Genomic DNA, 10652 nt, shown 5'->3' on the forward strand with positions numbered 1-10652 from the left:
CCGCAGATGAGGGCCGCAATGGCCAGAGTCGAAAGGATGCGATTCTTCATGAGTTTGTTCTTCCTCCCCAAAATGTTGGGATTCCCTCGGTTGATATTGCTGCTGAGCGAAAATGCGCCCTGCTTCGCGGACCCCGCCCCCCGATGTGGGGCTTCCACGCGCATGGACGCATCCCTCGCCGCGAACGCGGGCAAAACTATGCGATGAAGGCTTTGCTGGCAAGTACATCCGTCACAATGCGCGCTGTAGCTTTTTGGCTCAGCACGCTCGGTCGAACGATCGATTGGCAAATAACTGTGTAATTACAGCATGTTGTAGCTTTTTGTGATATCAGTCGCAACAAGGGGTTCCAGGTCTTCGCCACAATTTCTTCACCCACTGCACGTCGGGTGGCGCGGAGGCGCGTGCCATGGTGAGCCTTCGAGCGCCAATGTGAGCGAGTCCGTGGCGTGGCTTCAGGGCGGCCCAGGCGCGCCCCTGCGGAAGTTCGTCACGCGCAAAAGAGCTGTGATATATTCGAGCCGGTTGCATCAGGCGGGGACCGGGGGGAAGCACTTGGAGAGCGCGAAGGGTGTCCTCAAAGAGCACCAGGACATCAATATCCTGGTGCGGGATCTGGGCAAGGTCGTTCAGTGGGAAGTCACCCTGCTGAGCGAGCTGAGTGTGCGCGGCCAGCTCCGCGCGGATCTGATCGCGCTCTGCGTCCAGCTCGAACGCCACTTCGCCACCGAAGAGGCCGGTCACTACCTCGAAGAGATCGGCCGCCGCGATCCCGGCGCTCGCGACGAGCTCGCCGCGCTGCAGGACGAACACCCCACGCTCATGGAACTGTTCATCCAGGCGCAAAAAGCCTGCGACCACAGCTCCCACGAAGCCATGGACAAGCTCAAGGAGATCCTGCGCAGGGGGCTCCACATGCTCCAGCACCACGAGCAGCGCGAGACCGCGCTGGTGAGGAAGGTTTTCGGGGGCTAGCGGGCTCAGCTCATCTCGAACAGGAGTTGGCTGCCTTCCTTGAACTCGGCGACGCGCTTTTCGAAGAGCAGCTTGTCCAGGTGCCCGCGAACAACCATTCCGGCCAGGGTGTGCACGCGCGAGTCGACGTCGGCGTAGATGGTCTGGACCATGGCCTCGATGGTCTTGGGGCCGGTGCTCAGTTCCTTGAGGATCTGGGCCTCGCGAATCATGCGGTGGCCGTAATACTCGTCGATCTTGGCCTTCGGATCGGTGACCACCGGGCCGTGGCCGCCGCGGATTTCCTTGAGTGGCAGCTCGCGGACTTTCAGCAGACTGGCAAGGTAGTCGCGAATGTTCCCGTGGGGAGGGCCCACCCAGGGCGTGCCCTTGCCGATGATGTGGTCGCCGGTAAAGAGCGTGCCGCTCTCCTCAAGGAAATAGCAGGTGTGTGAGTGGGTGTGCCCGGGCGTGGCAATCGCGCGCACGGCAATGCCGGCGCCGGTCTCGATGGTCTGGTCGTTGCCGCTGAGGCGCCCGTCGATCTCCTCGTCCTTGACGAACTTGCCGATGCGCGTCTCCTCAGGATTGGCCCAGAGGGCGGCGCCGTATTTCTCGCGGATCTGCGCGGCATACTCGCTGTGGTCGGGGTGGAAGTGGGTGACCAGAATGTCGGTGAGCGTGAGCCCCTTGAGCGCCTGCGCCACGCAGGAGCGGGCCTGATCGTGGGCATAGCAGCCGTCGATGAGTACGGCCTTGGCGCCGCGCACCAGCAGGTAGATGTTGTTTCGCTGGTCGGGGTCGAAGCTCGATCCCGAACCATCGATCTCCAGGGGGCGTATCTCGATCTGGGCGCTCATAGTGGGCCGGGAGTATAGCCCCACCGGCGGACCGCGCGCCAAGGGGAATGGCCCCCTAAGTGCCCGGTAGCCTTGATGTTTCCGGCACTCTTTGGCTACCGTACTGCCTGATCCTCAAACGCTGGCGTGGGCCGGGAACCAGCCGCTCTTTGCGTTGCGCTGCCGGGGGCTCGAAGGCGGGCCTTTCCACCGACCACGTCCGGGCGTGCGTGCTCCTTAATGGTGCGCGCTCCCCACATTGTCAGGGGATCAGGCGGAGGGCGTGCCAGACATGGCGGACGACAACAACCAGGGTGATGAATGGGGATTCGGAGAGTTCTCCGAGCCCGTTTCCGCCGAGTCCAACACCGGGACCAAAAAGGACGACGCGCTCGCCGATTCGGCGCCGCTCGATTCCGATACCGCGGCGCAGGCCGCGCGGCTTCCCCATGCCCAGAGCAACTGGGCGACCGATGTGGAGCCGCCCGCGCCGCCGGCCGAAGAGCCACCGGCAAAAGATCCCAACGACGTCACGCAGTGGAGCCCCGACGACTTCAGCGCCTCCGAAGAGACGGCCGCGCCCGCCGAAGACAGCGGCGAATCCTGGGACGTCGATGAATTCTCGGCCGAACCCGGCATTGCCGAAGTCGATCTGGGCGCCGCGGCCACGCCGCTTGAGCCGGGCATGGCGCCCGAGACCCACACCCATGGCAGCGATGAATGGAGCGTGAAGAGCTTCGACTCCAGCAGCGCGCCGCCCGACCAGACGCTCGTATCGGAACCAGCATCGGAGCCCGCGCCCGAAGCGGCCCCCTCCGACGAGTTCGCCGACTTTGCAGAGCCCGCCCCGAGCTGGGGTGAAGGTGGCGAAGACGAGTTCGCCGCAACGGCCGAGTCACTGGGCGGCACGGACATCGAGATGGAGCCGGCGCCGCCGCCGCCGCTCAGCGAATCGCAGCTCAGCTCGCAGTCCCTGAAGTCCGTGCCCGAACCGCCGGCACCGCAGGAAGATCCCAATCAGGTCACCATGCTCGCCGGTTTTGGCGACGCGATGACGCCGCTCGCAGAGCAGCCGTCCGAACCGGCGGCCGATGATGGTGCCGATGAGTTCTCGGACTTCTCCGAGTTCTCCGAGTTCTCCGAGCCCGCTGATGCCGTCCCGGGAATGGACGCGCCGCCGCCTGCCGAAGAACCGGTCGAGCTGGGCGGTACGCCCGAGGCGCCCGCACCCGAGTCGGAACCCGCAGACGACTTCTCCGCGTTCTCCGAAGAACCGGTGGAACCCCTTGGAGAAGTGCCCGAAGAGGCGGCCGATCTCGAAATGGTCGCCCTCGACGATGACGTCGAATTGCAGCCGCCCGAAGGCGTCGAGCTTGAGCCTCCTGCCGAGGCGGAGCTGCTGCCGCCTGCTGAAGAGCCCGCCGAAGCGGCGGAGGATTCATGGGGCGGGGACTTCTCGGAGTTCTCCGAACCGGCCGCGGAACTCGTGCCGCCGGAACCCGACGCGCCCGTGGCGATGGACGCCGAGGCTTCGAGCGACATCGCCGCAGAAGAAGAATCGAACTGGGGCGATGAGTTTTCCGAGCCGGTTGCCGAACCCGAGCCGGTGGCGATGGAAGCAGAGGAACCCGCCGAAGAGGACAATTGGGGCGACGAGTTCTCCGAACCCCTCGCGGAAATTGAACCCGAGGCGGTTGAGCCCTCGCCGCCCGCCGAGGAAGCGCCGGTCGCCATGGAAGCGGCCGAGCTGCTTGGCGAAGCAGACGAAGCCGATGACTGGGGCGATGTTGCAGAAGACGCAGTCTCCCTCGAAGGTGGCGACGAAGCCGCGGCGACCCCGCTCGAAAAAGCGCCTGCTGAGAGCGAAGCGGCCGATGAGGACGAGTGGGAAGACGAGTTCGCCGAGGCCCAGCCCGAAGAGCCGCAGGACTTTGAGGCCGAGCCGCTCGAAGAAGCACCCGTGCAGCTCGAAGCCATGGCGACCATGACCGAGAGCGGCGTGCAGGACATGCCGCTGATGCAAACGCAGATGCCCGTCGAGGAGGCGGACGAAGACGATTGGGGCGACGTGGCCGACGAAGCCGCGCCCGCGGAGGAAGTCGCTTCGGAACAGCCGGCACCGGCTGCACCAGGCGTCAGCATCTCCAGCGACGATCTGCCGCTTTCCATCGGCAGCTACGCGGCGCACCTTGATTCGCGTGCACAGGCCGATGCCGATGCCGCCGTGCGCGCCGCTGCCGAGCGCGAGGCGCGCGAGGCCGACCGGCCCTCGTTCCAGCGAACCGGGGACGCGGGCGTGGACGCGCAGCTCGAAATTCTCTACCGCGAACTTCAGGATCGTGAGGACGAAGCCGAGCGTGCGCTCTTCCAGCGCCGCATTGCCGAGGTCTACGCCGCCAAGGCGATGGAAGTAAAACTCAAGGCCGGCGCCCGCTTCCGCGCGCTGGCAAAGGACAACCTCATTGCCGCGCGAAAGAGCGCCGGCGAGAGCCTGTCGATTACCCGGCAACTGCGCCGCATTCTCGAACAGGAAGAACAATGGCCCGAAGTGCTCAGCGAGGCCGAGCATGAAGAGCAGCTCGCCGGCCGGGCCGGCGACCAGACCGGCCGTCTCGAAGCCCTCTTCGCACTGGCCCGCGCGCAGGAGCGCCTGGAACAGGACGAGCAGGTCGTTCAGGTCTACCAGAAGATCTTGACCATCGACGCGCGGAGCCTGGCGGCGCTGCAGGGACTCGATGCCGCGCTGACGCGCCGCCATGAGTGGGAAGCCCTCATCGACGTGCTCGAGCGCGAGATTGGCCTCGTCGAAGCCAATGAGGAACAGGCCCAGATCTACTACCGGCTCGGGCAGATTCTCTCGCACTTCCTGGCTGAACAAAAAGAGTCCGAAGCCGGCGGCGTTGCCGCCCAGGTTTTTACCAACAAGGTCATCGGCTGTTTCCAGAGCGCCGCGGAGAAGGCGGCCAATCCCGTGCCCGCGCTCTCGGCGCTGCGCCAGATCTACCAGCGCTTTGCCAAGTGGCCGGAGTTCATCGAAGTCTCCGGGCGCCTCGTCGAGCGCGTCGAGCAGCCCGCCGCCAAGGTCTATTTGCTCTACCACGCCGGGCGCACGCTGCTTGAGCGAATGAGCGATCCCAATAGCGCGCTCGAATACTACCAGCGCATTCTCGAGATCGACCCGGCCAACCTGCTCACGCTCAAGGCCATCGAGACCATCGCCCTGGATACGAACAACACGCAGGCCCTGCTCGATTCGCTCGTACGCCAGGAAAAGGCCGTCGAGGACAATTCCCAGAAGGCGCTGCTGAGCCTTCGCGTGGGCAAGCTCTACGACGAAATTTTCGGCGAGACCGACCAGGCCATTGAATGGTTCTCGCGTGCGCTCGAACACGAGCCGCGAAACCAGTACGTGCTGCAGTCGCTGGGAAAACTCCATGCGCGCAACCGGAGCTGGGAGAAGCTCGAACAGATCTTCGAGTTCGAGGCCGAGGCCGCCGGAGATGTGAAGCAGAAGCTCGACTTCATGCTCAAGCGCGCCGAGCTTCTCTCGGATCGCCTGGACAACGTGCCGCTGGCAACCGAAGTGCTCTATACCGCGCTCGAAGTAGACGACACGAACCTTGCCGTCTACCGGCAGCTCGGCCGCCTGCTCGCGCAGCAGAAGCGCTGGCCCGAGCTGATCCGCCTCTATGAGGCCGAGCTCACGCTCACCCACGACAAGGAACGCCAGGTGGCGATCTACATGTCGCTGGGCGGGCTCTGGCAGGAAGACTTCGATCCCGAAGAGAACGTCGACAAGGACGCGAAGGCCGTCGAGGCCTACTACCACGCCCTCGAAGTCGATCCCGATCACACGCCGGCGCTGCGCACCCTTGGCAAGCTCTTTGCCGTGCGCCAGGACTGGCAGTCGCTCTCGGAGGTCTTCAGCAAGGAAGCCCAGCTCGCCGGCAGCGACGATACGCGCGTGGCGATCTTCATCCGCATGGCCGAGCTCGAGGAAGACCGCAACAAGGACTGGGAACGCGCGGTGTTCTACCTGCGCAAGGCCCTTGAACTCGATCCTCACAACAAGATGGTGCTCTCGGGTCTGGCGCGTCTGACGCCCAAGCTCGAACAGTGGGACGACCTGCTGCAGGCCTACATCCGCGATTCCGAGACGAGCCAGGACGCGCGCTACATGGCCGCCATGCACCAGCGCATCGGTGAACTCTGGCAGGAACAGTTCCACTTCCCGCGCAAGGCCGACGATTCCTTCCGAAAGGCCGCGCAGCTTCAGTCGGGGAACATCGTCGCGCTACGCTCGCTCGAAGAAAACTACGAGAACGAGGGCGACTGGGAAAACCTCTGCAACACGTTGCTCGAAGATCTCCAGGAGACGAGCGAGCCGGACCAGAAGGTCATCATTCTCAAGCGCCTTGCCGAAGTGACGGGCACGCGGCGCGAGGACAGCAGGAAGGCTGCCTACTACTACGACGAGATCCTCAAGATCGCGCCGGAGAACTTCGACGCGCTCGAACAGGTCGCCCGGCTCGCCGGCGAGATGGGCGAGTGGGAGCGGCAGGCCAGCGCGCTTTCGGGCCTGCTCAAGGTCGCGCAGGACCCTGCCTACCTCAACCGCATCCGCACCCAGTTTGGCCGTCTGCTGGTCACGCGGCACCCGATCGAGGATGCCAACGAGCAGGCGCGCATTGCGCTCGAGGCCGTGCTTGATCGCCATCCCGAAGATGGCGAAGTGCTCGACCTGCTGGCCACGCTCTACCACGAGGCCGGACTCTGGGACGAGCTGGCCGGCGTGCTGCGCCGCCGTATCGAACTCGATACCGAAGACGCCGCCCGCGCGGCGCACTATCGCTGGCTCGGCCGCGCCCTGATCGAAGGAAGCGCTCCGGGCGAGCAGGCCATCGAGGCACTCGGAAAGGCGCTCGCTATCGACGGCGCCGATCTCTCCACGCGCGTGGAAATGGCGCGCGCCTGCGAGAAGGCCGAACGCTATGACGAGGCCGCCGCCCAGTACGCCGCGCTTCGCGAGGAAATGCACGACATCGAGCGTCAGCGCGCACTGGGCGTCGAGCTTGCGCGGGTGCAGTATGAGAAACTCAACCAGCACGGCGACGCGATCTCCGTGCTCCGCGAGATCCTCAAGGAAGAGATCGACCATGCCGGCGCACTCTCCTTCCTCAAGCGCATCGCTGAAGAACAGCAGAACTGGGACGAGGCCATCAATCTCGTCGAGAACCGCTACGCCCTGTGCGCCGACGACAAGGCGCGCGTTCCCATTCTGCTCGAACTGGCCGATCTCTGGGACGAGCGCAAGCAGGATCTGGACAAGGCCGCCGAGGCCTGCTCGAAGGCGTTGGCGATTGCGCCCGACAACCTCGAAGCGATTCGTCATCTGGGCGAGATCGAGCTGCGCCGCGACAACGCAAAGGCCTACTGCATCCTGGGTGAGAAAGAGATCGAGATCCTCTCCTTCGGCGAGGAAGGGCTGCTCAAGTACGGCGAGCGTCTGCACGAACTTCATCACCGCTTGGCCAAAGGCTATCGGGACTCGCTCAAGGACAGCGCCCAGGCGCGCGAGCACCTGCGCGCGGCGCTGAATATCAAGTCTGAAGATTTCGACGCCATGAGCGCGCTCGAACAGCTCTACGAACTCGACCGCATGTGGGAAGAGCTCGCCGACGCCTACAGCTATCGCGCCGAGAAGACCGAGGACCATGCCGAGAAGCTGCGCTTGTTCCTGGAGGCCGGGCGTACCTGGCGCGATCGTTCCCAGGCAACGCAGGCCCAGCGTCAGGCCATCGGGGAATACGTCAAGGCGCTCGATGTCAGCCCCAACGACGCCGTCGTGCTCGAAGAACTGGCCGAGCTCTACCAGCGCGTCGAGGAATACGACCGCGCCGCGACGACGATCGAGCGGCTCGTGGAAGTCGTCGATGCGCCGGCCAAGCCCGAACTTCTGGCGCGCGCCGGCCGGATTCGCGAGACCAGGCTCGGCGAGATCGATGAGGCGGTGGCGCGTTACCAGAGTGCGCTCGAACTCAAAAACGACTGCATTCCGGCGGCCGAGCCGCTGGCCGAGATCTACTACCAGAAGAAGGACTGGCGTCACGGCCTGCCGCTCTACGAACTGCTCGCACGCCGCGCCTTCGACAGCTACGTGCCCGACGAGCAGGCGCGCTTCCTCTTTCAGCACGGCGTCGTGCTCGAAAACCTGGGCCAGGACGAGCAGGCCATCGGTAACTACCGTGCAGCCATCGATCGCAAGGCCCACTATCTGGCACCCATCGACGCGCTGACGGGAACCTACGAGCGGCTTCGTCAGTGGGACAACTTCGCCGCGACGCTCGATACCAAGGCCAGTGCGCTCGAAGCACTCGGCAAACAGGACGAACTCTTCGGCGTCTACGCGCGACTGGGCGAGGCCTACGAGCAGCTCAAGAAGCCCGACCAGGCACTCACGCGCTACAAACAGGCCGTCGAGAACAACGGTGATTTCGCCAATGGCTTCGAGGCCATCGGGCGCATCTGTCACCGGCAGGGCAATTTCGAGGGCGCGGCCGCCGCGCTTCGTCAGGCCGCGGAGGCGGCCGAGCGAACCAGGCAGATGCAACAGGCCTCCAACGACTGGTTCGTCTGCGGCGGGCTGTTGCTGAAGGAACTCGGACGTCCCGCCGATGCGGTAAAGGCCTTTGAGAATTCGCTGGCCGCGCATTCGGGTCACCCGCACGCGCTCGATCGGCTGGCGCGGGCCCGCTACCAGGCGGGGCTCTACGACGAGGCGCGCGAGGCCTTCGTACAGCTCGTCAACGGCGGCGCCGAGGGCAGCGCCCTGGCCGACTACGAGAATCACCTGGGACGCATCTCGCTCGAGGGACATCAGGATCCGCAATCGGCCATCGCCCACTTCGAAAACGCGCTGGCCGCCGACGAGCGCCACCGGGAGACCTACGAATCGCTGGGCGAGCTCTACGAGCAGGCGCAGCAGTGGGACAAGGCGGCAGCGACCTACGAGAAGTTTATCCAGCTCGTGCAGGGCGAAGATCCGCGGGCCGCGGCGCCGCTGCACGTGAAACTCGGCGATCTCTACAAGGACAAGCTCAGCCAGCCCGAGCGGGCCATGGTGGAGCTGCGCAAAGCCGTGCGCCTTGATCCCAGCGACACGCACCCGCATATCCAGCTCGCGCAGATCTTCGAGTCCAATTCGGGCACCTACGGCGAGGCGGTCAAGGAACACGCCGCGCTGCTGGCGATCGATCCATTCCGCTATGAGAGCTACCACGCCCTGTTCAAGATGTACGAATCCCAGGGCGCGCACGACAAGGCGTTTTGCGTAGCGGGCGCGCTCGTCCTGATGGGTCAGGCCAGCGATACCGAGTCCCTGTTCTACGAAGCGCAGGCCTCGCGCAATCCGCCCCATCCCAAGGCCGCTTTCGAGAGCCCGCACCAGGCGGCAAAGATGCTCTGGCATCCGGGATGCAACCACGGCGTGGCCGAGTATTTCCTGATTCTTGGGCACTCCATGGGGCGGCTCTCGCCCTACGGGCTCGACAACTTCGGGGTGGGCCGCGGTGACAGGCTCGCTCCCGAGGACACGGGTGCGCCCAATCAGATGGTGCGCCGCGCGCTCGAACTCGCCGGCAATCCCGAGTGCGATGTCTATTCGTGCAGGCAGAAGAACCGCGAGCTGCGCGTGCTTCCAACGCCCAAGCACGCGAGCATTCTGGTGGGCTCGGACTTCTTCGCCGGTATTCAGGACGTGCCGCCGCGCGCCTTCATGACGGGCCGCGCGCTCTGGCCGCTCATTGACGGCAGCTACGGCGTGAGCATCTTCCAGGAAGACAAGCAGCTCCATGCCGTGCAACTTGCCGGACACCTGCTCGATGAGACCGTGCGCGTTTCGGGCGATCCCAATGAAGTGAAGAAGGACGCCAAGCTCATCGGCAAGGAGCTGAGCCGCAAGGACCGCAAGGACGCCGAGGCGCTCGTGGGCAAGTACAAGAACGCGCTCGGCGGGCTCGACATGGACGCCTGGCGCACCGGCATGGACCGCACCGCCGATCGCTTCGGCCTGCTGCTTTGCAACAACCTAAAGGTCGCCGCCGGGCAGGTCGCCGCGCGCGACCCGAAATTCCAGGGAAGCTCCCTGCAGTCGGTCGGCAACTGGGCCCAGGCCTTTGCAGAGAACGAGGCCGTACAGGAGCTGCTGCGCTACGCCGTCAGCGAGGAATACTTCGGACTACGCCAGCGGCTCAAACTTTCGATTCTGGCTGTGTGATGATTTGGTTCACTATTCCCTCTCCCTGTCAGGGAGAGGGTGCCCGCAGGGCGGGTGAGGGTGAAAGGCCCGTAGCGGCGTGGTGCATTCGACCCTCACCCTCGCTTCGCTCGACCTCTCCCTGAAAGGGAGAGGTGAAAGCGGAAATGACCCTCACGAATAGCTCGACGGGAACTCCCCGATGTCCACGATGGCGCAGGCCACGCGCACGGGCAGGTCGAGCTCGCGCGCGTGGGCGATCACCTCTGGCGCGTCGGCGCCGGGATTGAGAAAGAGGTCCTTCGCCCCCGTTCCCGCGACATCGTCCAATGCCGCTACGCCGATCCTCGGTGGCAGATACCACGAAATCCGATCGACAGTGCCGGGCAGGTCCGTGAGGCCGGCGTAGACGCGAAGCCCCTCGATCTCTTTCTCATGTGTGTTTACCGGGAAGACGTCCCATCCGCGATTGAGATAAGCGCGGATGCACTTGTTGCCGAACTTGCTGCGATCTTTGGAAGCGCCAACGACGGCGATGCTGGGCATTGGATCAGGCCTCCGGCAGGCGCCGCCCGGAGAACTGGCGCATCAGGCGCTCGGTATCC

Annotated in this window: 4 protein-coding genes; 2 read left to right on the forward strand and 2 right to left on the reverse strand. The window is 64.8% G+C overall.

Features of this window, described 5'->3' with window-relative positions; all coding sequences use genetic code 11:
• The first annotated feature begins 555 nt into the window (after positions 1-555).
• Positions 556-975 (forward strand): hypothetical protein, encoded by a 420-nt coding sequence (locus KDH09_12975; GenBank protein MCB0220606.1) that lies wholly within the window; start codon positions 556-558, stop codon positions 973-975.
• Positions 976-980: 5 nt separating this feature from the next.
• Here the strand turns inward: KDH09_12975 and KDH09_12980 are convergent, their stop codons facing one another.
• On the reverse strand, positions 981-1814 hold the full coding sequence (locus KDH09_12980) for an MBL fold metallo-hydrolase (GenBank protein MCB0220607.1): 834 nt from the start codon (positions 1812-1814) through the stop codon (positions 981-983).
• A 271-nt stretch (positions 1815-2085) separates the two neighbouring features.
• Between KDH09_12980 and KDH09_12985 the strand changes: the two genes are divergently transcribed.
• Positions 2086-10068: a tetratricopeptide repeat protein gene (locus KDH09_12985; GenBank protein MCB0220608.1), complete on the forward strand. Its 7983-nt coding sequence runs from the start codon at positions 2086-2088 to the stop codon at positions 10066-10068.
• A 153-nt stretch (positions 10069-10221) separates the two neighbouring features.
• Here the strand turns inward: KDH09_12985 and KDH09_12990 are convergent, their stop codons facing one another.
• A complete protein-coding gene (locus KDH09_12990) occupies positions 10222-10593 on the reverse strand; it encodes a CoA-binding protein (GenBank protein ID MCB0220609.1) in 372 nt (123 codons plus the stop codon).
• Positions 10594-10652: the final 59 nt, after the last annotated feature.

The sequence above is a fragment of the Chrysiogenia bacterium genome (assembly GCA_020434085.1).
Classification (GTDB): domain Bacteria; phylum JAGRBM01; class JAGRBM01; order JAGRBM01; family JAGRBM01; genus JAGRBM01.